The sequence below is a fragment of the Nocardia sp. NRRL S-836 genome, from assembly GCF_001279525.1.
In the GTDB taxonomy this organism is placed as follows: Bacteria; Actinomycetota; Actinomycetes; order Mycobacteriales; family Pseudonocardiaceae; genus Lentzea.
This window is the reverse complement of the sequence record NZ_LGDY01000025.1, coordinates 123,775-147,819: the sequence shown is the minus strand read 5'-3', so window position 1 is coordinate 147,819 and position 24,045 is coordinate 123,775. Positions and strand designations below refer to the sequence as shown.

Annotated in this window: 20 protein-coding genes; 11 read left to right on the top strand and 9 right to left on the bottom strand. The window is 71.4% G+C overall.

Going from position 1 to position 24,045, the window contains the following annotated elements; all coding sequences use genetic code 11:
• Window positions 1-2: 2 nt before the first annotated feature.
• The gene (locus ADL03_RS05550; protein WP_053732271.1) at window positions 3-647 is read right to left on the bottom strand and encodes an LLM class flavin-dependent oxidoreductase; all 645 of its coding nucleotides are present in this window, start codon (window positions 645-647) and stop codon (window positions 3-5) included.
• A gap of 69 nt (window positions 648-716) precedes the next feature.
• Between ADL03_RS05550 and ADL03_RS05545 the strand changes: the two genes are divergently transcribed.
• Both ADL03_RS05545 and ADL03_RS05540 read left to right on the top strand, forming a co-directional pair.
• Window positions 717-2,147, top strand: a complete 1,431-nt coding sequence (locus ADL03_RS05545) for a carboxylesterase/lipase family protein (protein ID WP_053732270.1) — start codon at window positions 717-719, stop codon at window positions 2,145-2,147.
• A gap of 133 nt (window positions 2,148-2,280) precedes the next feature.
• Window positions 2,281-3,033 carry a lipopolysaccharide kinase InaA family protein gene (locus tag ADL03_RS05540; protein WP_053732269.1) on the top strand — a complete coding sequence of 251 codons (753 nt, stop codon included), beginning with the start codon at window positions 2,281-2,283 and terminating at the stop codon, window positions 3,031-3,033.
• On the opposite strand, the gene ADL03_RS05535 is transcribed toward ADL03_RS05540, so the two are convergent.
• Together ADL03_RS05535 and ADL03_RS05530 are read right to left on the bottom strand one after the other, a co-directional pair.
• Window positions 2,950-3,738 carry an ABC transporter permease gene (locus ADL03_RS05535; protein ID WP_053732268.1) on the bottom strand — a complete coding sequence of 263 codons (789 nt, stop codon included), beginning with the start codon at window positions 3,736-3,738 and terminating at the stop codon, window positions 2,950-2,952. The two genes, ADL03_RS05540 and ADL03_RS05535, sit on opposite strands and share 84 nt — an antisense overlap.
• Complete coding sequence (locus ADL03_RS05530; RefSeq protein WP_053732267.1) at window positions 3,735-4,673, bottom strand: ATP-binding cassette domain-containing protein; 939 nt, start codon at window positions 4,671-4,673, stop codon at window positions 3,735-3,737. The genes ADL03_RS05535 and ADL03_RS05530 overlap by 4 nt, the downstream gene beginning before the upstream one ends.
• A gap of 100 nt (window positions 4,674-4,773) precedes the next feature.
• Between ADL03_RS05530 and ADL03_RS46570 the strand changes: the two genes are divergently transcribed.
• Both ADL03_RS46570 and ADL03_RS05520 read left to right on the top strand, forming a co-directional pair.
• Complete coding sequence (locus ADL03_RS46570; RefSeq protein WP_053732266.1) at window positions 4,774-5,526, top strand: TetR/AcrR family transcriptional regulator; 753 nt, start codon at window positions 4,774-4,776, stop codon at window positions 5,524-5,526.
• Between the two features lie 207 nt (window positions 5,527-5,733).
• Window positions 5,734-6,489, top strand: coding sequence for an anti-sigma factor (locus ADL03_RS05520; RefSeq protein WP_157528018.1), 756 nt, complete (start codon window positions 5,734-5,736; stop codon window positions 6,487-6,489).
• 66 nt (window positions 6,490-6,555) lie between these two features.
• On the opposite strand, the gene ADL03_RS05515 is transcribed toward ADL03_RS05520, so the two are convergent.
• The 4 genes from ADL03_RS05515 to ADL03_RS05500 are packed head-to-tail and all read right to left on the bottom strand — an operon-like array spanning window position 6,556 to window position 11,112.
• The gene (locus ADL03_RS05515) at window positions 6,556-7,938 is read right to left on the bottom strand and encodes a nickel/cobalt transporter (RefSeq protein WP_197288109.1); all 1,383 of its coding nucleotides are present in this window, start codon (window positions 7,936-7,938) and stop codon (window positions 6,556-6,558) included.
• Window positions 7,935-9,227 (bottom strand): tetratricopeptide repeat protein, encoded by a 1,293-nt coding sequence (locus ADL03_RS50445; protein WP_197288108.1) that lies wholly within the window; start codon window positions 9,225-9,227, stop codon window positions 7,935-7,937. The genes ADL03_RS05515 and ADL03_RS50445 overlap by 4 nt, the downstream gene beginning before the upstream one ends.
• Window positions 9,224-10,822 (bottom strand): DUF4331 domain-containing protein, encoded by a 1,599-nt coding sequence (locus ADL03_RS05505; RefSeq protein ID WP_053732263.1) that lies wholly within the window; start codon window positions 10,820-10,822, stop codon window positions 9,224-9,226. Before ADL03_RS05505 ends, ADL03_RS50445 begins: the two co-directional genes overlap by 4 nt.
• A 44-nt stretch (window positions 10,823-10,866) precedes the next feature.
• Entirely contained in the window at window positions 10,867-11,112 is a 246-nt protein-coding gene (locus ADL03_RS05500) for a hypothetical protein (RefSeq protein WP_053732262.1), read from the bottom strand.
• Between the two features lie 444 nt (window positions 11,113-11,556).
• Between ADL03_RS05500 and ADL03_RS05495 the strand changes: the two genes are divergently transcribed.
• The 3 genes from ADL03_RS05495 to ADL03_RS05485 all read left to right on the top strand — a co-directional run bounded on the left by ADL03_RS05495 (window position 11,557) and on the right by ADL03_RS05485 (window position 16,973).
• Window positions 11,557-13,608: a type IIA DNA topoisomerase subunit B gene (locus ADL03_RS05495; RefSeq protein WP_053732261.1), complete on the top strand. Its 2,052-nt coding sequence runs from the start codon at window positions 11,557-11,559 to the stop codon at window positions 13,606-13,608.
• Window positions 13,609-13,975: 367 nt separating this feature from the next.
• Window positions 13,976-16,456, top strand: a complete 2,481-nt coding sequence (locus tag ADL03_RS05490) for a DNA topoisomerase (ATP-hydrolyzing) subunit A (protein ID WP_053732260.1) — start codon at window positions 13,976-13,978, stop codon at window positions 16,454-16,456.
• 1 nt (window position 16,457) lies between these two features.
• Window positions 16,458-16,973, top strand: coding sequence for a GNAT family N-acetyltransferase (locus tag ADL03_RS05485; protein ID WP_053732259.1), 516 nt, complete (start codon window positions 16,458-16,460; stop codon window positions 16,971-16,973).
• Window positions 16,974-17,120: 147 nt separating this feature from the next.
• On the opposite strand, the gene ADL03_RS05480 is transcribed toward ADL03_RS05485, so the two are convergent.
• On the bottom strand, window positions 17,121-17,681 hold the full coding sequence (locus tag ADL03_RS05480; RefSeq protein ID WP_053732258.1) for a DivIVA domain-containing protein: 561 nt from the start codon (window positions 17,679-17,681) through the stop codon (window positions 17,121-17,123).
• 96 nt (window positions 17,682-17,777) lie between these two features.
• On the opposite strand from ADL03_RS05480, the gene ADL03_RS05475 reads away from it, so the two are divergent.
• From ADL03_RS05475 to ADL03_RS05460, 4 genes are all read left to right on the top strand, one after another.
• Complete coding sequence (locus ADL03_RS05475) at window positions 17,778-18,149, top strand: YchJ family protein (RefSeq protein WP_231641537.1); 372 nt, start codon at window positions 17,778-17,780, stop codon at window positions 18,147-18,149.
• Window positions 18,146-18,823, top strand: coding sequence for a hypothetical protein (locus ADL03_RS05470; protein ID WP_082372903.1), 678 nt, complete (start codon window positions 18,146-18,148; stop codon window positions 18,821-18,823). The genes ADL03_RS05475 and ADL03_RS05470 overlap by 4 nt, the downstream gene beginning before the upstream one ends.
• A gap of 173 nt (window positions 18,824-18,996) precedes the next feature.
• A complete protein-coding gene (locus ADL03_RS48145; RefSeq protein WP_197288107.1) occupies window positions 18,997-22,107 on the top strand; it encodes a hypothetical protein in 3,111 nt (1,036 codons plus the stop codon).
• On the top strand, window positions 22,104-22,946 hold the full coding sequence (locus ADL03_RS05460) for a carboxylesterase family protein (protein WP_082372910.1): 843 nt from the start codon (window positions 22,104-22,106) through the stop codon (window positions 22,944-22,946). Before ADL03_RS48145 ends, ADL03_RS05460 begins: the two co-directional genes overlap by 4 nt.
• On the opposite strand, the gene ADL03_RS05455 is transcribed toward ADL03_RS05460, so the two are convergent.
• Complete coding sequence (locus ADL03_RS05455) at window positions 22,930-23,934, bottom strand: GDSL-type esterase/lipase family protein (protein WP_053732255.1); 1,005 nt, start codon at window positions 23,932-23,934, stop codon at window positions 22,930-22,932. The genes ADL03_RS05460 and ADL03_RS05455 overlap by 17 nt on opposite strands.
• Between the last annotated feature and the right edge of the window lie 111 nt (window positions 23,935-24,045).

The following is a 24,045-nucleotide window of genomic DNA, read 5'->3' as shown; positions in this document are numbered from 1 at the left end:
GCTCACCGCAGGCGGCCGAGCCGTTCGACGTCGGCCGTGGTCCTGACGTGGACGAGCAGGCGGTCCGGGGCGAGCTCCAGGCCCTCGTCGAGGCCGGCGGCGAGGACGCCGAGCCGCGGGTGGTCCGTCTGGTCGCGGTAGCGGGCGACGTGGTCGCTCCTGGTCCCGAACACGAACAGCCCGTCGTCGTTGGCCGCGGCCAGGTCGGCGATCTCGGGGGAGTGGGCGCAGGCGTGCCAGAGGTAGGGGCGGTCCGGCCAGCCGTCGGTGAGGACCGCGTAGTGGTCGAGGGTCAGCCGCAGGCCGTCCTCGATCTCCCGGCCGAACCAGCCGAACACCCTGGCGGTGTTGCCGCGGCCCAGCACCAGGTCCGTGCGTCCGCGTGCCAGGTGGTGCAGGGTGGCGTACTCGGCCCGCAGGCGGCGCGGGTCGTTCGTGGTGATCAGCGTGGTGGCGGTGGACAGCTGCAGGCGGGTGGTCCGCGCCGCGACGTGGGCGAGCAGGGTGGCGGGGGAGGACGAGTTGTACGGCGGGTTGTGGTGCTCGCCGACGGCGAAGACGTCGAGGCCGGCCTGCTCCGCGGCGACGGCGAGGTCGGCCATCGCGCACGGGTCGAGGTCGCCTGGGGTGAACACGCCGAGCTCCACGGGACCAGTGTGCCGCCCGGACGTGGTGGCCTGAAACGGGGTTGCGCCCGTGGCTAGGTTGGTCCTGACATGCGTTCAACCACAACCTTCATCGCGGCCGTGCTCGCCGCAACCACACTCACGGCCCCGGCACACGCCGCGGGCGACGTCATCCGCACCGACACCGGTCTCGTGTCGGGCACCCACGGCTCCTTCCAGGGCATCCCCTTCGCCGCGCCGCCCGTCGGCGCCAACCGGTGGCGCGATCCGCAGCCGGTCACGCCGTGGCGCGGCGTCCGCGACGCCACCGGGCCCGCTCCCCGGTGCGCGCAGGACGCAGGGCTCGGCAGTCCGGCCAGTGACACCGAGGACTGCCTGTACCTCAACGTCTCCACGCCGAAGATGCCAGGCAACCGGCCGGTTCTGGTCTGGCTGCACGGCGGCGGCTTCGCCAGCGGCGCCGGGTCCGACTACGGCACCGACCGGTTGGTGCGCAACGGGAACGTCGTGGTCACCGTCAACTACCGGCTCGGCGCGTTCGGGTACTTCGGGTATCCGGGGCTCGCGGGTTCCGGCGCGTTCGGGCTGGCGGACCAGCAGGCCGCGCTGGGCTGGGTGCGGCGCAACATCCGGCGGTTCGGTGGCGACCCGCGCAACGTCACGCTGTTCGGTGCGTCGGCGGGCGGGCTGTCGGCGTGTGCCCAGCTGACCACGCCCAGGACCAAGGGCCTGTTCCACCGCGCGATCATCCAGAGTGGACCGTGCCAGCTCGGTCTTCCCGCCGGCGAGAACCGGGTCCAGCACACCTGGGTGCCGCGCGAGCAGGTCGAGGAGGCGGGCCGGACGGCACCGCACGGGTGCGCGGACATCGCGTGCCTGCGCGGCCTCCCGACGGCGGAGGTCAAGAAGCTGACACCGTTGTTCTCGTCGCCCGCCTACGGCACGGAGGCGTTGCCGCGCAACCCGGTCACCGCGCTCCGGCAGGGCGACTTCCACCGCGTCCCGGTGCTCACGGGCACCACGCGCGACGAGCTGACCGTGTTCGTGGCGATGTACTACCCGCCGCTGGACGCCGTGGCGTACGAACAGGCGCTCACCGCCGGGTTCGGCGCGGCCAAGGCACAGCGGATCCTCGCCGCGTACCCGCCCACCGGTGGTGACGAACGGGTGCCGCTGTCCGCCGCGCTCACCGCGATGACGTCGTCGTGCACGACGGACGAGCTGCGCGCGCAGACCGGGGCGTTCGGCTACGAGTTCGCGGAACCACGGCCCCCGATGATCTTCCCCGGCCTGCCCGAGTTCGCCTACGGCGCCTACCACGGCTCCGAGCTGCCGTTCCTGCTGCGCTACGGCACCGTCGAGCTGAGCGCGCCGCAGCAGCGGCTCAGCGACGAGATGGTCCGGGTGTGGAGCCGGTTCGCGTCGACCGGGCAGCCCGGCTGGGACCGCCGGGACGTCCGGGTGTTCGCCACCGGACCGGTCGCACCGGCCGATCACCGGTGCGACCTCTGGGCCGGCTAGGACGGTGAGCCGAGCGGCGCGCACCCAGGCGCGCGCCGCTCACGGCCGGGGTGTCGAACCGCCGCGGAGCCGCGGCCGTTGTCCTTGACGCGGGCACCGCGCGCAGCCGGCCGCGGTACCACGCTGGAGGTGGGTGTTGTTCCGCTTGCTGGAGACCGCCGTCCGCGTCGAACCCATGACGGGCGAGGGGCTGACCAACGTCCTGCACCTCGTGACGCTGGCCGACGGGCGCAAAGCCGTGCTGCGGCAGCCCAAGGTCGCGCGGGACCTGCCGAAGTTCGTCGTGCCCGGCGCACCGGAGGTGCTGGCGCACAACGGCCGCGGTGACGTGCTGGTCGAGTACGTCGAGGGACGGACGCTCGCCGAGGCGCTGCCGGTGTCCGACGAGGTGTGGGAACGCGTCGGTGCCGCGTTCGCGAAGGTGCACGCCGTCGGCCTGCTGCACAACGACGTGAACCTCCACAACATCATCGTCGGCGACGGGCACGCCACCCTGATCGACTGGGACAACCCCGGCCAGGGCAACCCGCTCGACGAGCTCGCCGCGTTCGAGGAACACCTCCACCTGCACGGAACCACGCTGCCGCAGGCGTTCTGGACCGGCTACGGCCACAGGCCCGACCCGGCGCTGCTGCGGGTCCACCGCGTCGCCGGCTGCATCGCCTGGCTCGCGGGCGAGGACTGGCAGGAGTGGGAGGACGACCCGGCGCTGCGGCCGGAGCAGCTGGCCAGGGTCCGGAACTGGCGGCGGCTGCTCGCGCACTGGCTCGCCGAGCAGTTCCGGACCGGCTACCGGGCCGCCCTAGCGGCTGAGGTTCCGGTACTTCAGCACCGACAGCGGCCAGAAGACCGCCACGAACACCGCGGGCCACAGCACCGCCAGTAGCACCGGGTGCTGCGCGGCCCACGAGTCGCCACCGACACCGGGGTTGCCGAACAGCTCGCGCGCCGCGGCGACCGTGGACGACAGCGGGTTCCACTCCGCGACCACCCGCAGCCACCCCGGCATCAGCTCCGGCGAGACGAACGTGTTCGCGAACATCGTCAGCGGGAACAGGAACATCCACGACGCCTGCGCCGCCTCCGGCTTTACCAGCAACCCGAGGTAGATGCCGACCCACACCAGCGCGAACCGCAGCCACAGCAACAGCGCGAACGCGAGCAGCGCGTTGAGCAGCCCGCCGTGGAACGACCAGCCGAGCACCAGCCCGCACAGCGCCAGCACCAGCAGCTCCAGCGAGGAGTTGACCAGGTCGGCGATGCTGCGCCCGGCCACCACGCCGGTCTGCGACATCGGCGAGGCGCGGAACCGGTCCGTGACGCCCCGGTCGGCGTCCATCGACACCATCATGATCGTGGTGCCGACGCCGAACGCGACGGTCTGGCCGAACATGCCCGGCAGCAGGAACTCGACGTAGTCACCGCCGCCGAACACGGTCATGGCGCTGCCGAACACCAGCCCGAAGATCAGCACCGAGATGACCGGGTAGGCCAGGTTCGCGACCACCCTGACCGGCTCGCGCACCCAGTGGACCAGGTCCCGCCTGGCGACCACCCACGAGTCGACCGCCGCGTACCGCACCGCGTTCACGCCCGCGCCCCCGCCTTGTGTCCCGTGATGGCCAGGAAGACCTCGTCCAGCGTCGGCCGCCGCAGCGCGATGTCCTCCGCTTCGACGCCGTGTGCCGCCAGCGCCGACGTGACCCGCGTCAGCGCCGCCACCCGGTCGGCCACGGCCGCGCTCACCCGGAACGCGTCGTGATCCACCTCGGCGTCCGGCCCGAGCACCCCGGCCACGACCGGCAGGTCCTGTGCCGTGCGGACCACGACCTCGATCCGGTCGCCGCCGAGCCGCGACTTGAGCTGGTCCGGCGTGCCCTGCGCGGCGACCCTGCCGCTGTCCAGCACCACGACCTGGTCGGCGAGCTGGTCGGCCTCGTCCAGGTACTGCGTGGTCAGCAGCACCGTCGTCCCCTCGGCGACGACCCGCTTCACCTCCCGCCAGACCTCGCCGCGGTTGCGCGGGTCCAGGCCGGTCGTCGGCTCGTCCAGGAACAGCACCGACGGCCGCGTGATGAAGCTCGACGCCAGGTCCAGGCGCCGTCGCATGCCGCCCGAGTACGCCTTGACGCGCTGGTCGGCCGCGCCGGTGAGCCCGAACTGCTCCAGCAGCTCGGCCGCGCGTGCCTCGGCCTGCCTGCGGGTCAGGTGGTAGAGCCGTCCCCACATGACCAGGTTCTCCCGGCCGGTCAGCACGTCGTCCACGGTGGACTGCTGGCCGTTCAACGCCACGTGCCGCCGCACCTGCGGCGCCTCCCCGGCGACGTCGAAGCCCGCCACCTCGGCCCGGCCGCCGTCCAGGCGCAGCAACGTGGCCAGGATCCGCACCGCCGTCGTCTTGCCCGCGCCGTTCGGGCCGAGCAGCCCGCACACCGTTCCCGCCGGCACCGCCAGGTCGAACCCGTCCAGCGCCGCCTTCCCGTCGTAGGTCTTCCGCAGGCCTTCCGCGAGCACCGCGTGTCCCACGCCCTCACCCCCATGGCTGTAACTGTGTACGAGATAAACCAAGTGTACGTTGTACACGGTTCTAGGATTCAACGGCAAGCGGGGTGCGAAGGGGAGCTGGGTGAAGCAGAGCGACCGGGACCGCAGCGTGCGCCTGTTGTGGGAGCCGCAGGCCGAGCCGACCAGAGGGCCCAGGGCCGCCCTGAGCCAGGCGCGCGTGGTCGAGGCCGGTGTGAAGGTGGCCGACGCCGAAGGCGTCGAGGCGCTCACCATGCGCCGGGTGGCCGAGACGCTGGGCTTCACGACGATGTCGCTCTACCGGCACGTGCCCGGCAAGTCCGAGCTGCTGGACCTGATGGTCGACGCGGTGTGGGGCGAGACCGAACCGGCGCCGCCGGGGCCGTGGCGGGAGGGGCTCGAGTTCTTCGCGCGGCAGATGTGGTCGATGTACCGCGCGCACCCGTGGATGCTGCAGCTGGCCACCTCGCGCCGGATACCGGGCCCGCACTCCACGACCCGCCACGACGCCGCCTACGCCGTCGTGGCCGACCTCGGCCTGCGGCCGGAGGAGATCGTGGCGGTGGTGACCACGGTCGCCCAGTTCGTCGACGGCGTCGGCCGGACGATGGCGGACCGCGTGCAGGCCGAACGCGAGACGGGTGTGTCCGAGGAGGACTGGTGGAACGGCCGCGAGACGCTGTGGGAGCACTTCACGCCGGAGCGGCTGCCGATGATGACCCACATCTGGAACTCGGGCGGGTTCGAACGCCCGCTGGACGAGTTCGAGTTCGGTCTCGCGCGCGTGCTCGACGGCCTCGCCGTGTTCATCGAGTCCGAAGATCGACCGGTAGTTCGTCGAAAGACGTGTCAGTAGCCGGACCGGTGCGCTTGAGTCCGCCGATCGAGTGAAATGCCCAGCTCAGCACGCCGGTGATCGGTAGTCGGGTGGTTACGTAATGCCATTGTTATGGGCAATTCGGATTCAACCCGTTCGCGCGCTGAACCAAGCACTCCTATCCGCCCGTTTTCCTTGTGACACCGTTTCGCCGCGGGGGTCGATTCGGGACGACGAGGAGGTCGTATGACAGCTGGCGCGCACGATGCGGTCACACTTGGCTGCTACGCGCTCGGCGTTCTGGACGCGCATGAGAGCCATGGCGTGGAGCAGCACCTGATGGGCTGCCGGCCCTGCCGTGCGCAGGTCGCCGACTTCCGCCGGATCCGCGTGGTGCTCGACGAGGTGCCCCGTGAGGCGTTCCTGCACGAGCTCGAAGCCGACCAGCCCACGCCGTCGGACCTGGTGCTGCAGCGTGCGCTGCGGCAGATCCGGCAGGAGTCGGTCATCCCGCAGCCGCGGGTGTCCGACCCGCAGCCGAGAGCCAGCCCGCGGCCGGTGGAGGAGCTGCCCGAGCCGCAGCACGCCAAGCCCCGGCGCTGGCCGGGCTACCTCGCCGCCGCGGCCGTCGCCGCGGTGGTGGCGTTCGGTGGCGGCGCGGTGTTCATGCAGAACCGGGCACCTGACGCTGCGGTCTCCGCATCGGTCAGCGGCGAGGGGACCTCGGGGCCGATCAGGCTGGTCGCGGAGGTCGCACCGTCCTCGCAGGACCGCTACCTGGTCACGGCGAAGGTCGACGGCCTGCCCGCGGCGCAGAAGTGCAAGCTCGTCGTCATCGGCGCCGACGGGACGAAGTCGGAGGCCCACGTGTGGACCTCGAGCGAGAAGGGCCGGGTCGAGGGGGTGACCGTGCGGGGCATGGTCAGCGTTCCCCTCGACAAGGTGAAGTCCGTGGCCATCGAGAACAGCGAGGGCAAGGCGTTCGTGGTGGCGAACATGTAGAGGACCGAACGATGGAGAAGGGCCCGCATTCCGACCGAATGCGGGCCCTTCTTACATCGGTGTGATTTATACGTTCTGCAATGTCAGCCAGCCGCCGACGACGAGCACCATCGCCGCTGTGCCGACGGGTGCGTAATGCGAGAGCAGTTTTGTCGCACGGCCCTCCAGAAGTCGGCCGACCCGGTCGCGGGCTTTCACCAGCAGCAGGCCGACGCAGGTGAGGGTGGCGGCCATGCCGAACCCGTAGCCCAGGACGAGCAGGACGCCGAACCACGTCCGGCCCAGCGCCATCGCCCCGAGCAGGACGACGAGCGCGGAGGGTGACGGGACCAGGCCGTTGGCGGCGCCCATGCCGATCAGGTTCGCCCGGCTGTAGCCGTGCCCGTGTCCATGACCGTGCCCGTGTCCATGACCGTGCCCGTGTCCATGACCGTGTCCATGTCCGTGGCCGTGCCCGGCGCTCACGAGGGTGAGTTCGCGGGTCAGCGCAGAGCGCAGCAGCACGACGCCGATGACCGTGATCAGCAGGCCGCTGACCAGTCCGAGCCAGCGCAGCACCTGCTCGCCGGCCAGCGCGCTGGAGGCGCTGATGACCAGGCCGAGCACCAGCACGCCACCGGTGTGCGTCACGGTGACCGAGGCGCCGACGACGAGCGCGTCCTTCGGCGTGCCCTGGCGGCCGGCGAGGTAGGCGGCGATGAGCGTCTTGCCGTGACCGGGCAACGCGGCGTGCGAGGCGCCGAGGACGAGCGACAGCAGCACCGCCAGGAACCCGAGCCACGGTGTGAGCTCGTCGCTGCCCAGGATGTCGTTGAGGGCGGCCGCGGTCGTGCTGAACGACTGGATCGGCGAACCGGTGGCCTGCTTCGGCTCCGACCCGGTGCCCGGCTGGGAGGTGAACGCGACGGTCCGGACGTCGAGCGGGTTGCTGAGCAGGTCCTCCGGATAGGTCCGCAGCTCGTCGCTGATGCTCTCGGTGGGCACCGGCGAGCCGGTGAGCCGCACGCCGGAGCCGGCCGCGGTGATCTCCCGCCAACCCACCCGGTCGGCGGCCGAGGAGTCGTGGAACTCCAGGCGGGCCGGCCGGCCGAGGTCGACCTTGGCGGTGAGCTCGCAGACCAGCCGGGTGGTGACCAGGTCCGCCTGGCCGACCGGGTGCTGTTTGGTGGCGCTGGAGACGGTCCAGGTGATGCGGCGGCCGTCGACGGAGGACAGGTCGCTGCCGGCCACCTCGTCGCACCAGCGTCCGGCGTCGCGGTCCTTCAGGTTCTCCTGCAACGTCGGGATCTCCGCGACGTCGACCACCGTCCTCAGGTCGATCCGGTCGGGGTGCAGGTGCAGGCCGTGGTAGTGGTTCACGCTGAAGTTGCCCAGCGGGTGCCCGAACGCCTCACCCTGCAGGCCGAGGAAACCGGCCAGCAGCAACGCGCCGATGACGGCGTACCTCACCGGCCGCCCCGCAGCTCGGCGAGCTTGCGGCCCGCCTTCAGCGCCTGCAACGGCGAGAAGTTCGCGTTCAGCCGCAACGCGTGCACCAGCGCCTCCTGCGCCTCGGCGACCCGGCCGAGCGCGGCCAGGATCATCCCGCGGTGGTAGGAGAACGTCGCGTTCTGCCAGCCCAGCGAGGCGGCCCGGTCGGAGTAGGTCAACGCTTCGGCGTCCCGTCCGCTCACGTGCAGCGCCCACGCCATCGCGTCGGCGACGAACACGCTCTGCCGCTTGCTCCACTCGGTCTCGGCCCGGCGCAACGCCTGCACGCCGTCACCGCGGTCCGCCGCCACGAGCGCCGCGGCGAGGTCGTCGGAGGCGCCCTGCGACTCCATCAACCGCTGCTGCTCCGACAGCACCTCGTACTGCCTGGCCGCCTCGCCGCCGCGGCCGGCGGCCTCCAGCAGCTCCGCGTACTCCTGCAGGTACTGGGGCAGGGGAGCGCGCGCCACGAGCCTGCGGTAGTCCTCGATCGCGACCGGGACCTCGCCCCGTGCCGCCGCGACCTTCGCCTTGCCCTGGGTGAGGGTCATGTCGTCTCCTCTCGCCGCCAGACCCTGCTCGTAGTGCTGAGCGGCTTCGTCGAGCCGGTTGTGGTCGAACGCGAGCTCGCCCAGCCGGTACCGGCAGAAAGCGATCTCCTCGGGCGTCGCGGCCGCGGTCAGCGCGCGGGTCATCGCGGCGCGGGCGCCGTCGACGTCGCCGTGGAGCTCCAGGTGGAAGGAGGCGCGGGCGAACGACGCCGTGCCCGGTTTGAGGTCCAGCATCTTCTGCACCGCGTCCTGCGCGCCCGCGTCGTCGCCGAGCTGCGTCAACGCGTCGGCCAGCACGCCGTACGCCTCGGCGGAGCCGGGCATCGCGGCGATGGCCTTCCTGGCCTGGTCGCGGGCCGTGTGAAAGTCGTGGCGGGCGTTGGCCAGCGTGCCCATGCCGACGGCGGCCAGGCCCGTGTCGCCCGCGTTGCGCAACGCGCCCTCGGCCTTCGCGTAGTACGACGGGTCGGCCGTGACCCTGGCCAACTCCACATAGGACGCACCGAGCCGCGCCCACGACGAGGTGTCGTCGGGCACCCGGTGCAGGCGCTGCTGCAGCTGGTGCACCACGCGGTGCATCTCGTTCTGCTGCGCCACCACGGGAACAGGGGGCGCGCCCCCGGCCCTGCTGTCGGCAGGACCGGGGGCGGCAAGGTGGACAAGCGCCGCGGTGACCAGGAGACCCACCGCGACGGCCTGCCGCTGCTGGTACTTCACCTCGAGTGCGACCCGTACTTGCGGATGTGGGCCTGGCGCTTGCGCCACAGGAAGAAGCCGGCGCCGAACACCAGTGCCGAGCCGACCGCGGTGGTCATCGCCATCGGGTCGAGGCTGCCGATCTTGCCGACCGGGTTGACCGCGACCTCGGCGGTGGTGCCGGAGGCGTTGACGGCCGTGCCGTTGCGGGGCAGTGCCACGTACGGGAAGCTCGCCTCGAACGGCTGGTCGTTCTGGTCGACCTTGTCACCGGCCGCGAGTGCCTCCACGAGCTTGCCGGAGGCCGCCGCGCCCTCGAACGCCTGCAGGCCGATGTCCACCACGTCGTCGGTGAGCCGGCGGCCGTTCGGGAAGCCCTGCGTGTCACCGGCGAGCAGGCCCAGCCGGTTCGGGTTGGGGTTCGGGTCGATCATCATGTTCAGCCGCAGCATCTCCGAGGGCCGGAACCGCTTCGGGTCCACGTCGGCGTTGTTGATCTGCGAGTTCAGGTCGGCGTCGATCTGCCCGCCGAGCTTCTTCGTGACACCGGTCAGGAAGATCTCCGCCAGGTCGTCGCGCTGGCCCTTCGGCGCCGGGATCTTGTAGATCGCCTCGACCAGCTTCGGCAGCTCCGGGTTCACCACCCGGTCGACCAGCTCCTTCACGCCGGCGTCCTGGTCGGGGCGCAGGCCGTTGAACGCGTCCTTGAGGCCCGCGGGTGCCACGACCTCGTTGACCAGCGGGTTGCCCAGCCGTGAGACCTGCACGAAGTCACCGACCGCCTCCGCCTTGCCCGGCGAGAGCTTCATCGTGCGGCGCTGCGTCGTGCTCCAGACGCCGATGTTCGGGTTGCGGTGCACGTCGTTCTTCAACGCCAGCGCGTGCTTGGGCAGCTGGATCGCGATCGTGTTGACGTTGTAGCCGCGCAGCGTGTCCTGCCCGACCTCGCTCAGGTTGCCGCCGTAGAGCAGGTCGAACACCCGCAGGTCCAGGAAGAAAGAGTCCTCCGACGGACCGACGTAGACCTTGCCGCCACCGGGGATCTGCACGGTCGCCTGGTCGCGCAGCTTCTTGAAGTCCGGCATCGACGCCGCGCCGTTCGGTGACGGCGCGACCGGGGCGTCGTTGACGAGCTTGACCTTCTGGCCGTTCTCGTAGATCGCCTCGATGTCGTAGCGCTGGCGGAACAGCAGGTTCTCGTCGTCCAGCGAGTCGACCACGCCGTTGGTGTAGAGGAACGTGTTGTTCTTGCGGCGGTCGTCGTTGTGGAACTGCCAGCGCAGCACCACGTCGGCTTTCGCGTCGCCGTCGTTGTCGATGTTGAGGTCGTACTGCGCGTCCGTGGCCCACGGGAAGAAGTTCGGACCACCGTTGGGCTCCTGGAACGGCGACCAGTTGCCGATCAGCGTGACGGTGTCCTTGTGGTCCGGGCTGACGAACGCGTACAGGTCCGTGTTGTCCACGGCCGGGTCACCCGCGATCAGCGGTGCCTCGCGGTGCGAGGACGCCGTGGCGTTGGTGCCGCCGAACAACGCCGCGTTGAGCAGTGTGGCCGCCACCAGCGCGGCCGCAGCCACCTGGCCGCGCCGACCGCTGAGGACGTGCGGTGATGACATCTCTGGGCAACCTTTCGGAGAAATGAGTTCGACGCCCGAAGGGGCTAGGCGCTGTGCTTCAGCGGCGACGGTTCGCCGGAGTGACTCGGGTGGTCGGTCCACCCTGGGTTCGCGACCAGGTGGCCGAACCGGATGCCGTGCGGCCCGAAGTTCTTGCCGAGGCTCTTCACCACGACCACGTTGGGCCGGATGGACGCCTCCGGCTCTCCCACGCCGGTGCGCGCCAGCTCGAAGTAGGACGGGCTGTGCGCGGTCTGCTGGAAGAGACCCGGGTCCACACCGTGCCGCACGTGATCACTCCGTCCCGGTCGTCCGTTCCGACACCGGGGCATACGTGCCGGTGTTCATCCCGGTTCACGGGTCCGTTTCGGGAAGGTCTCGGAACGGTCTCGCGCGCAACCTCGGGCCCGCGCGCCGCCGACCTGCCTCCCGCCCGTCCTCGTGTCCACATAGGACGCCGAAACCGCGCAGCTCCGGATGCCGGGTTGCGGCCGCACGTGCTCGGGTATCCGGCCTGCGGAACGCGCTTGCGCGCGCGATATGCGCGAGTTTCTTCTCGTTTGGGTTGAAGCGTTGTGTTTTCGCAGCTCAGAGGGTCCTCGCGGCGTGCTTGAGCCTCGATGTGACGCACCACCCAGGGCGGTTTGGCCGTCCGAGGCGGGCCGCATGCAAAAAAGTGTCCGACCGTGCGGATACCCTGCTGGCAGTCCGCACACAAGCTGGGAGAAATACCCGTGACCGCAGAGACCCTGTACGGGGCCGACGACCTGACGCACCTCGAAGGTCTGGAGGCCGTCCGCAAGCGGCCAGGCATGTACATCGGGTCCACCGACAGCCGGGGCATCAACCACCTCTTCAGCGAGATCGTCGACAACTCCACCGACGAGGGCGTGGCCGGCCACGCCTCCCGGATCACCGTCACCCTGCACGCCGACGGCAGCGTCCAGGTCGACGACGACGGCCGCGGCATCCCGACCGACGTGCACGCGAAGTCCGGTCTGTCCGGTGTGGAACTCGTCCTCACCAAGCTCCACGCGGGCGGCAAGTTCGGCGGCTCCGGCTACAAGACCTCCGGCGGCCTGCACGGCGTCGGCGCCTCGGCCGTCAACGCCCTCTCCCACCGCTTCGACGTCACCGTGCGCCGCGCCGGCAAGGTGCACGAGATGTCGTTCGCCCACGGCGTTCCCGGTGTGTTCGACGGCCCCGGCCCGAAGGCCAGGTTCACCCGCCAGTCCGGCCTGAACGTCGTCGGCAAGATGAAGCGCACCGAGTCCACCGGCACCTCGATCCGCTACTGGTACGACGCCCGCTACTTCGAGAACGGCGCCGCACTCGACGTCGAGGCCGTCCGGACGAAGCTGCGCAACACCGCGTTCCTCGTGCCCGGCGTCACCTACGTGCTGCGCACGGCGCTGGAAGACAACATCTCCGAAGAGGTCTTCCACTACCCCAACGGCCTGACCGACATGGTCGACTTCCTGGCCCCGTCCGGCGACCGCGCCGTCTCCGGCACCCTCGTGATCACCGGCTCCGGCACCTACTACGAGAACGCCGCCGACGAGAACGGCGTGATGCGGTCCAAAGTGGAGCGTCAAGCCGAGGTCGAGGTCGCCCTGCGCTGGGGCACCGGCTACGAACGCACCGTCGAGTGCTTCACCAACACCATCCGCAACGTCCACGGCGGCACCCACCGCCGTGGCTTCGACCGCGCCGTGCTGAAGGCCGTCCAGGACGCCATCTCCAAGACCCGCGGCCTGCTCAAGCCCAAGGAGGACCCGCCCACCCTGGACGACGTCCTCGAAGGCATGACCGCCGTCGTCCACGTGCGCATCCCCGAACCCCAGTTCACCTCGCAGACCAAGGACGAGCTCTCCACCGCCGGCATCACGAAGGTGCTGCAGGGCATCGTCGACCAGCAGGTGCGGGCCTGGACCGAGGACCGCAAGACCAAGGTCGAGGCCAAGACCGTGCTGCAGAAGGTCGTCGACGCCTCGCGCGTCCGGCTGACCCAGAAGCAGCAGAAGGACGCCGCCCGCCGCAAGACGGCGCTGGAGGGCGCGGCGATGCCCGCGAAGCTGGTCGACTGCCGGACGACAGGTGTGTCGCGGTCGGAGCTGTTCCTCGTGGAAGGCGACAGCGCACTCGGCTCGGCGCGCATGGCCCGCGTGTCCGAGTACCAGGCGCTGCTCCCGTTGCGCGGCAAGATCCTCAACGTCCAGAAGGCCTCGCTCGCCGACACGCTGCGCAACGCCGAGATCGCCTCCATCGTCCAGGTACTGGGCGCCGGCACCGGCCGCACGTTCGACATCGCGCAGATGCGCTACGGCCGCGTGATCCTGATGGCCGACGCGGACGTCGACGGCAGCCACATCCGGACGTTGCTGATCACGTTGTTCGCCAAGTACATGCGCCCGGTCATCGAGAGCGGCCGGCTCTACGCGGCCATGCCGCCGTTGCACAAGGTCATGACCCGCGGCCGCAACCCCGAGACGCACTTCACCTTCACCCAGCGCCAGATGGAGCAGAAGGTCGCGCAGCTGGAGAAGGCCGGCAAGCAGGTCGTGACGCCGGTGCCGCGGTTCAAGGGGCTCGGCGAGATGGACGCGGACGAGCTGTGGGAGACCACGATGAACCCCGCGACCCGGGCGGTCCGCCGCATCACGATGGACGACGTCGAGGCCGCCGAGATCGCGCTGGAACTGCTGATGGGCGAGAAGGTCGAACCGCGCCGCAACTGGCTCGTCGAGTCGGCCGCGCGGGTCGACCAGGCGGCGATCGACCTGTAGGGCACCCGGCTCGTCGCTCGTGGAAGGAGGACATCGAGCTGTGACAACGCAAGTGACACGCGCGGTGTCCGCCGCGGCACGGCCGTGGGGCCCGGTGGAGGTTGAGCCGGGGCTGGTCGGCCGTCGCACGGGGGCGGGTGTGGCTGATCGGGCGTCGAGCGGTTGCCACACGCCCGGACAGCCGGCCCGCGCCGTGCGTGGCCCGGCCGCCCGCGCCTTCCCGCGGCTCGCGCGTCCACCGGGCCTCCGCACCGCCCCGGCGTTGCCGAGCCGACTCGCCCGGCCCCCGGACCAGCGCACCGCCGCCGGACACCGGCGCACCACAGACCTCCGAACCACCTCCTGCTGAGAAAGAGCAACAAGACTCATGGCACGCCGCAAGGGATCCACGACCAAGGTCGACCCCGCCGCGTTCGACCGGGCCGGCGCGACGGTGCTCGACAACTCGCTGAAGACCGAGATCGAGGACTCGTACCTGGAGTACGCGTACTCGGTCATCCACTCGCGGGCGTTGCCGGACGCGCGGGACGGGCTCAAGCCGGTGCACCGGCGGATCCTCTACTCGATGCACGAGCAGGGGTACCGGCCGAACCACGCGTACGTGAAGTCGGCGCGTGTGACGGGCGACTGCATGGGCAAGTACCACCCGCACGGTGACACGGCGATCTACGACGCGTTGGTCCGGCTCGCGCAGGACTTCAGCCTCAACGAGCCGCTCATCGACGGGCACGGCAACTTCGGGTCGCCCGACGACGGGCCCGCGGCCGCGCGGTACACCGAGTGCCGCATGTCGCCGGTGGCCATGCAGCTCGTCGGTGAGCTCAACGAGGAGACCGTCGACTTCCGGCCGAACTACGACGGGTCGCTCGAAGAGCCGTCGGTGCTTCCGGCGGCGTTCCCGAACCTGCTGGTCAACGGCACGTCCGGCATCGCGGTCGGCATGGCGACGAACATGATCCCGCACAACCTGCGCGAGGTCGTCGGGGCGGCGCGGTGGCTGATCTCGCACCCGGACGCGAGCCTCGACAAGCTCATGGAGTTCGTGCCCGGTCCCGACCTGCCGACCGGCGGCATGCTGCTGGGGCTCGACGAGGTCCGCAAGGCCTACGAGACCGGGCGCGGCGTGGTCAGGATGCGGGCCAAGGTCGAGATCGGGCTGCTGGAGGGCAGCAGGGGGCGGCAGGCGATCACGGTCACGCAGCTGCCGTACGGCGTGGGGGCCGAGCGGATCGTCGAGAAGATCACCGACGAGGTCAACAAGTCGAAGCGGCTCACCGGCATCGCGGACGTCAAGGACCTCACCGACCGCGAGAACGGCATCCGGCTCGTCATCGAGTGCAAGGTCGGGGTGAACCCGCAGGCGTTGCTGGCGGACCTGTACCGGTTGACGCCGATGGAGCAGTCGTTCGGCATCAACAACCTGGTGCTGGTCGACGGGCAGCCGCAGACGCTCGGGCTCAAGGAGCTGCTGGAGGTCTTCCTCAAGCACCGCTACGAGGTCGTCACGCGGCGCACGAAGTTCCGCAGGCGCAAGCGCGAGGAGCGGTTGCACCTGGTCGAGGGCCTGCTCAAGGCGCTGCTCGACATCGACAAGGTCATCAAGCTGATCCGGGGCAGTGAGAACGCCGCTGCCGCCAAGGACGGCCTGATGAAGCAGTTCAAGCTGTCGGAGATCCAGGCGTCCTACATCCTCGACACGCCGCTGCGCCGCCTCACCCGGTACGACAAGATCGAGCTGGAGGGCGAGCAGGAGAAGCTCTCCAGGGAGATCGCGGAGCTGACGGCGATCCTGGAGGACGAGGGCGTCCTGAAGAAGCTCGTGTCGAGCGAGCTGGCGGCCGTGGCCAAGGAGCTGGGCGGCGAGCGCAGGACGAGCCTCATCGACGGTGACCTCAAGGAGGTGCTGGCGGCGTCGAAGCCGGCCGGGCCGCTGGAGGTCGCGGACGACCCGTGCCAGGTCGTCCTGAGCGCCACCGGGCTCGTCGCGCGCACCGCGGCGGAGTCGGAGGAGGCGTCGGAGGGCAAGCGGCGTGCGGGCCGGGTGAAGCACGACGCGGTGTCCGCGGTGGTGCACTCCACGGCGCGCGGGCAGGTCGTGCTGATCACGAACCTGGGCCGGGCGTTCAAGACCGACGTGCTGCCGCTGCCGGTGCTGCCGGAGCAGAGCGGCACGGTCAGCCTGCGCGGTGGCATGGCGGCCAGCGAGCTGGTGCCGCTGCAGAAGGGCGAGAAGGTCGTCGGCATCGCACCGCTCGACCCGAAGGACTCGCCGGGCATCGCGCTCGGCACGAAGCTCGGCACGGTCAAGGTGTGTGCGCCGGAGTGGCCGGTGCGGTCGGACGAGTTCGAGGTCATCACGCTCAAGGACGGCGACGAGGTCGTGGGCGCGACCTGGCTGGACGACGGCACGGAGACGCTCGCGTTCATCAGCTCGGACTCGTCGTTGCTGCGCTACGACGCGAAGCTGGTGCGGCCGCAGGGCCTCAAGGGCGGCGGCATGGCGGGCATCAACCTCAGCGGTGACGCGTACGTGGTGTTCTTCGGTGCCATCAAGACCGGCGACGACGCGCACGGCGAGCCGATGGTGGTCACCTCCAGCGGGCAGAGCGTCAAGGTCACGCCGTTCTCGGAGTACCCGGCCAAGGGGCGCGCGACCGGTGGTGTGCGGTCGCAGCGGTTCCTCAAGGGCGAGACGCACCTGGTGCTGGCGTGGATCGGTTCCCGGCCGGCCGGTGCGGACGACAAGGGCACGCCGGTCGAGCTGCCCGCCGTCGACCCGCGCCGTGACGGGTCGGGTCACACGCATCCCGGCCCGGACGTGGTGGGCCACCTGATCGAGAGGGACTAGCTTGTTCCGGCGGTTCGACGCCGGCGAGGCGGAGGCACTGGCCGACTTCCTCGCCGGCGAGCCGTGGCCGTTCCACGCGAACGCCACCGTGGACCGCGCCGGAGTGCTCGACCGCGTGCGGGACGGCCACTACGACGACACGTACTGGATCGAGGTCGGCGGCGTGCGGGCCGGCGTCGTCCGGCTGTTCGACCTGGGTGACGAGACGCCGATGTTCGACCTGCGGATCAGCGGGCGGCACCGCGGCAGGGGCCTCGGCCGCGCCGCGGTGCGCTGGCTCACCGACAAGGTCTTCACCGAGCTGGCCCACGTCGAGCGGATCGAGGCCACGACCAGGCAGGACAACGTGGCGATGCGCCGCGTCCTGCGGCAGTGCGGGTACGTCAAGGAAGCGCACTACCGCAGGGCGTGGCCGGACGCGGACGGCACCCGGCACGACTCCGTCGGCTACGCGGTCATCCGGCCCGACTGGCAGTCGGGTGGGACGACCGTGCCGGACTTCCACGACGGCGACTAGCGCGGACGACCTCCCACGTCACCGGCTCAAGCACACCGAGCCCGGTGACGTCCACAGGCCTGCGCGACGGCGGTCGGCAGCTTCGGGTTCGCGTCGATCAGTCAGCCGGAGAACCTCCGTTCACGACAGTCCGGCAACCGGCCCAGGTCATCTGTCGTGCTCGATTCCGGCGCGTCGCACCCTGGCCTCGGCGACGATCCGCTCGGCCTCGTCCAGCGCCACGTCACGCAGTTCCGCGAGTGCCCGCATCGCCTCGGCACGGCGGGCGGACATGGCGAGCCGGAAGTCCTCGCGCACCTCCTCGCGCTTGGCCGCCGCCTCCTCCTCGAGCCCGCGGGCGCGGGCCTCGGCCTCGCCGACGATCATCAACGCCCTGAGCTGCGCGTCCCTGATGACCTCGCGGCGTTCCTCCTCGGCCAGCGCGACCATGCGCGCGAGCCGTTCGGGCAGGCCCTTGGGGTCGATCGGGGTCAGGCAGATGCGGTGCAGCCCGTCCTGCAGTGCCGCGTTCTCCTCCTGCACCGACATCAACCTGCTGGCCAGCGCGTCGGCACGGGCCTCCGACGCGTCCCGGTCGGCGGTCACCAGGCGCAGCTCGGCCTCCAGTTCGGCGACGTAGTCGTCCACCTCGGCGCGGTCGTAGCCGCGCCAGCGCAGCCCGAACCACGTGCGCAGCGGAACCAGGTCCACCCTGCTCTCGACGGTCACGTGCGGCCTCCTATGCCTCCCGCGAGTCAGTCTTGACAGGGGGTACGTACGCGGTGCGCCATCGGTTCTATCGGGTTCACCAGGCACAATGTGCACGTGAACAACAAACTGTGTCCCTGCGGCACCGGCCAGTCCTATGTGGACTGCTGTGGCGCGCTGCACTCGGGCGCCCGCAAGGCGGCGACCGCGGAGCAGCTCATGCGTTCTCGCTACAGCGCTTTCGCGGTGTCCGATGAGGACTACCTGCTGCGCACCTGGCACTCGCGGCACCGGCCGTCGACCGCGGGAACGGGCGACAACGACCGCTGGCTGAAGCTCGAGATCCTGTCGACCGAGAACGGCGGACTGCTCCAGAACGAGGGCGTCGTGGAGTTCCGGGCGCACTACGTCGGCGGTGTCGTGCACGAACGCAGCCGGTTCGTCCGGGAGAACGGCCAGTGGGTGTACCTGGAAGGGGACCAGACATGAGCACCGTGACGATCGGCAGCCGGTTCAACGGGCCGCCGGGAACGGGCAACGGCGGGTACGTCTGCGGCCGGCTCGCCGCGCACGTGGGCGCCGGTCCGGTCAGCGTGCGGTTGCGCAAGCCGGTGCCGCTCGACCGCGAGATGCAGGTCCGCGACGGTGAGCTGCTCGACGGCGACGTCGTGATCGCCTCGGCGCAGCCCGCGGCGCTCGACCTCGCGGTGCCGCCGGCGCCGACCCTGGAGGAGGCCCGTGCGGCGGCCGCGAAGGTGCCGTGGCGCGACAACCACCCGTTCCCGACGTGCTTCGGCTGCGGTCCCGGCCGTGACGACGGCATCGGCGCGCTGCTCGGGCCGCTGGACGGGCGCGCGGAGTGGGCCGGGGTGTGGCGGCCGTCCGCCGTACTGCCGAACGACGGGCGGCACGTCCTGCCGGAGGTCGTCTGGGCCGCGCTCGACTGCCCGTCGGCTCAGCCGGTGGCACCCGACGGTGGTCCCGCGTTCGTGCTCGGCACCTTCGTCGCCCAAGTGGAGCAGCCGGTCGAACTGGACGTGGACCACGTGCTCCTGGCGTGGGAGCTTGGCCGGGACGGGCGCAAGGCGTACTCCGCGTCGGCCATCATCGGCCCGCACGGGGTGTGTGGACGGGCGACCGCGGTGTGGGTATCGATCGGATGACACCAAATAACCTGACTGGGTGACGGAGCAAGTACGCCTCTTGATAGCGTGCACGACCGTTGCCCGGTTACACCGAAAGGGCGAGTGAACGGGATGGCACGGAGGTGATCAGGCGCTTGATGGGCCGACGTGCCGCCGCCCGCGGCGACCAACAGACGCAACAGGTGCAGCAGGTGCACTCACAGGCCCAGGAACAGGCGCTGCAGCCGGTCGAGCCGGTCGTGGCCGCACCGGACCGGTCCTACGAGTACGACTACGAGCCGGAACCGTTGCCGCAGCGGACACCGTTCGCGGCGAACTTCGTCGGTGCCACGCTCGTCGTCTCCGCTCCCGAGGGCCCGAGCCAGGGCGCGACCGGGCTCGCCCGCACGCTGCCGGCCGACCGCGGCCGCACCGTTGTCGTCGTCGACTTCCCCAGCGGTGACCAGACCACGTTCTGGCCGCACGTCGTGACCGCGCTCAGCGGCCGCGGCCCGATCCGGCTCGCGGTCTCGCACGCGGGCACGATGCGTCCCACCGCGCCCGCGCAGTGGCTGGCCGAGCAGTTGCAGGCCGAGGTCGTGGCACCGGACGGCGTGCTGACGACCGTGCCGGGTGCCGCGTTCGTCGTCGGCACCCAGGGCTACGGCAGCTGGCTGCGGTTCCAGCCGAACGCCTCGCCGATGCCGTTCGGCCGCCGCTTCCCGGTGCCGCAGTGGGAGGCGATGGACCCGAACTCGCCGTGGCCGACCGGTGAGATCGGCATCTCCGAACCTGTCCCGTCCGGACTGTGGCTGCGCGCGCAGCAGCCGCCGTTCGACCCGGCCGCGCCGGACTCCCGCCCGATCGTGGCGCTGCCGTGCCGCGACAACGTGCTGACCGTCGTCGTCGGCGGTCCCGGCCAGTCGGCGATCCCCACCGAGGAGGTCTGCCGCCTGCTCACCGCGCTGCCCCAGGCGGCGCGGTCGCGGGTGCGGCTGGTGCCCTACGGCATCGACGCCTCGCTCGGCCGGCTCGTCGCCGACGAGCTGGGTGAGCCGATCGCGATGTTCACCGGCCTGCCGGTCGGCAACCTGCGCAGCGGCGGTCCCGCGGTGATCGCGGTCGACCCGCGCGGGCAGCAGACGTGGCGGCCGTTCGTGACCGAGGTGCAGTGCATCCCGCACGAGAGCGTGCCGGTCGTGTCCGGCTACCGCGCGCCGGTGCCGGGGCTGAACGAGGTCTCGCCGGGCGTGTTCTCGCTCGGTGACGGCGTTGTGCTCGAAGTCGTGCCCTCCGGCCTGTGGGTGCGTGAGCACGACGAGCCGTACAACGCGGCCGAGGTCCGGTCCCAGGCCGTCGACCCGGAGTGGGCGCGGCTGACCGTGGGCACCCCTGGGCGCACGACGCCCGGTGCGGTCGCGGTGCACGGCGCCGCCCTCGTGGAACGCCTTGAGCCCGAGGTGCGCAAGCTGCTGCGGGTCGTGTTCTGCGACGCCGAGGTGTCCCCGCCGCCACCGCCTCCGCCGTCCGTGCCGCAGCACGCCGCTCCGGCGCACGCGGCCGAGCCGGGCGCCGCGTTCGGCACGAGCACGGCGTCCGGCGTGGCCACCGCGCCCACCGCGGCGTTCGGGTCGAGCGCCGGGCACGACGCGGCGTTCGGGTCGGGCACGCCGTCCGGCACGGGTGCCGGGCACGACGTGGCGTTCGGTGCGAGTGCCGGGCGCGACGCGGCGTTCGGGTCGGGCACGTCGTCCGGCGCGGGTGCCGCGCATGACGTGGCGTTCGGTGGGAGTGCCGGGCGCGACACGGCGTTCGGGTCGGGCACGCCGTCCGACACGGGCAGCGGGCGCAACACGGCGTTCGGGTCGAGCACGCCGTCCGGCACGGGCGCTGCGCATGACACGGCGTTAGGTGCGGGCACCGGGGCCGAAGGGAACACCGGGCCGGGAGGCAGGGCCGGGTTCGGGTCCACCACCGGGCAGGGCACGAACATCGCGGCGGCGCTGGGTGCGGCCGCGCACGCGTTGTCGCAGCGGGACTCCGCGGACAACGGCACCGGGTTCTTCGCGGCTGTGACACCGGCCGAGCCGGAACGGCCCGCGTACGCGAGCATCGAACCGGAGCCGGTGCGGCCCACGTTCGGCAGCGGGGTGACGGCCAACCGCGAGCCGCGGCCCGCCTACGAGCCGGAACCGCCGCGGGCCACGTTCGCCGGGATCCCGGTCGACGCCGACCCGCCGGTGCGGTCCGCGTTCGCCGAACCCGAGTCCTCGCGGCCGTTGTTCGCGGGTGTGCCGGTCGACTCCGACGCGCCGGTCCGCCCGGCCTTCGGCGCGGTGACCTCCGACGCCGAGCCGCCGACGCGACCCGCTTTCGGTGCCGTGACCTCCGACGCCGAGCCGCCGACGCGGCCCGCCTTCGGTGTCGTGACCGCCGATCCCGGTCCCGCCATGGCCGCGGTGACGTCGCACGCGCTGACCGAGCCCGAGGAGGCCGCCTACCCGTCGTCGGACCCGGATGCCGCCGCCGTGCGGTTCCGCGTCGACGGCCCGCTGCCCGCCCAGCCGCTGGCCTCGTGGGAGCTCCCCTCGCAGAACAGCGGTGAACGCGAGATCGTGGCACCCGACCACAGCAGCTCCGAGGTCGAACGCGACGCCGTCCGCCGCGCGCTGGGCGAACGCTACGGCGTGCACGCGGCGACCGTGTGCCGGCTGCTGGCGCAACGGCCGGACGCGGAGGAGGACCCGGCGGCGTTCGAGGCGATGGTCACCGACCTGACGGCACTGCTCGCGTGCGTGTCGCAGGACGAGGAGATGGTCGTCGAGACGCTCAGGATGGGCCGCCTCGGGCGGTTGCGGCCGTACGTCGCGTGCATCGTCTCCGGCCTGAACCGCCTGCCCGTGCACAGCGGCGTGGTGACGGTCTGGGGTGCCAGCGGCCCGACCGGACCGCGTCGCTACCGCAGTGGTGACGTCCTGGTCGAGCACGGGCTGCTCGACGCCGTCGCGAACCCCACCCAGCGCGTCGAGGGCGCGGTCGAGTACCTGCTGTGGTCGGTGAACGGCCGCAGGGTCGAGGTGGCCGACCGGGTCGCGGTGGCCACCGAGGAACGCGTCGTCTTCCCGCCCGGCACCAGCTTCCGGGTGCTCGCGGTCGCCGAGGCCGAGGGCGAGCACCCGATGCAGGTGCTGCTGCAGGAGTCGGCGGGACCCGCGGCCGACCAGGAGATCGCGAGCCTGCGACCGAGTGTGCTGTCGCAGCTGGAACGCGCGGCCGCGAACCTGCGCGTGCTGCCGTCTGTCCCGCTGGCGGTGCAGGCCTGACCGCGCACCTGGGCATCCGCTACGCCGAACCGGCGGCGGGGGAGCTGCGCCTCCGCCCGCCGGTCGACCACGACGGCGAGCCGACCGGCGCGTTCGGCGACCGGCACACGCTCAACGTCTGGTCCACAGGGGACGGACCGGTGCTGCTGTGGGTGCACGGTGGCGCCAACACCACCGGCACGTCGGCGCAACCCGAGTACGCCGGTGACGTGCTGGCCGGCCTCGGGGTGGTGTTCGTCAGCTGCGACTACCGCCTCGCCGAGGACGGATACGGTGCCGTGGAAGGCTTTCCGCACAACCGCGGGCTGCTCGACATCGTCTCGGCGTTGCGGTGGGTCCGGCGCAACATCGCGCGGTACGGCGGCGATCCCGGCAACGTCACGGTCGCCGGCCAGTCCTCCGGCGCCCAGGCCGTCGCCAGCCTCATGGTCATGCCCGCCGCGAAAGGCCTGTTCCACCGGGCGGTCCTGCACAGCCTCGCCGGACGGTTCTTCACACCGGCCGAAGCGGCCACGACCCAGCGCGAGAAGCCGGCGGACGTCGTGCTGTACCAGCCGATCATCGACGGCGACACCCTGCCGCGCAGCCCGCTGGACGGCCCGTACGACGTCGACGTGCTGACCTGCCACACCGCCGACGAGGACGTGGACCTGTTCCAGCGCCCCACGACCCGGCTGGCCGACGAGGCGAACGCCTACCGGTCCGTGTACGCCCGCACACCCGCGCACCACGGTGCGGACGTGCCCGCCATGTTCCGCGGCGACATCGCACGGGCGTGGGCCCGGTTCGCGCACACCGGCGATCCCGGCTGGCCGCGCGAGGTCAGCTTTCGGTGGTGAGCCCGAGCGTGCCGTCGAGCTTCGGCACGCACGCCCCGTCGCGTGCGCCCGCGGCCAGGAACTCGCTCAGGCAGTTCGCGAACTGCTGGTGGCCGCGGGCGTTGGGGTGGAACGACTCCTGCAACGCGTGCGCCGACCGCCGGTCGTCCTTCAGCCCGTCCCAGTCCACCGCGAGCCGGGTGAACCACTCCTCGTCCGATGACGACCCGCCCGCGCACGCCTCGTGGCCCTCACCGGCCCGTGCGAGGTCGAGGAACCGGGCGTTGACCTTCGCGGCCGCCGCACGCAGGCTGTTGGAGAGCTCCGGCACGCCCTCGTCGACGACCCACCGCAGGTCGGCGGTGCGCAGCGGGCAGCCGGAGAGGTTCTGCAGCGACTTCGCCATGTCCGGCGCGACCGGCGCCGCGTAGGACTGCACGACGAGCTGGTAGGACGAGTCGAGGTAGCCCGAGTCACGCATGGTCTGGCGGATGGCGTGCAGCGTGTTCTCTACCTTGGGGACCATCTTCGCGACCCGCTTGGTCCACTCCGGAGCCACCCGCGACGTGCAGTCGTTGCGGGCACCCCACGCCTGCACGCACGTGTTGAGGACGTCCGCGAACTTCGGGTCGTCGTTCGCCCCGATGGCCACCACGAGCGCCACGACCCGGTGCGAACCGGCGATCTTGCGCAACGACGGCAGCTGCTCGGTGCGCAGCCGGTCGGAGTTCGCGCCCGAGCACGCCAGGTTGAACCGCTCGTCGGCCTCGAACCGCGCCTTCATGATCGACGCCTCGCTGGAGCGGTGGCACCAGTTGCCGCCCTCCTCGCCGTTCGTGCCCGGCTCGTAGGAACCGGCGCCCTCACCGGAGAGGGTGCTGTCGCCGAGCGCCACCACCGCGGTCCTGGACTCGCGGTCGGCGTCGGACGGCGGCGGGAACGGGTGGTCGCTCACGACCAGCAGGATCGCCAGCACCACGATCACCATCAGCGGGAGAACTCTGCGCATCGCGCACCAGCTTACCGAGCCGCTCCCGCCCCTCGCCGTGGCCGCACGCGGAGGCCTTTCGTGCGCCAGGACGGTGCGGAAGCCCCCCGCGTGCACTTCGGCCGTGGCCGA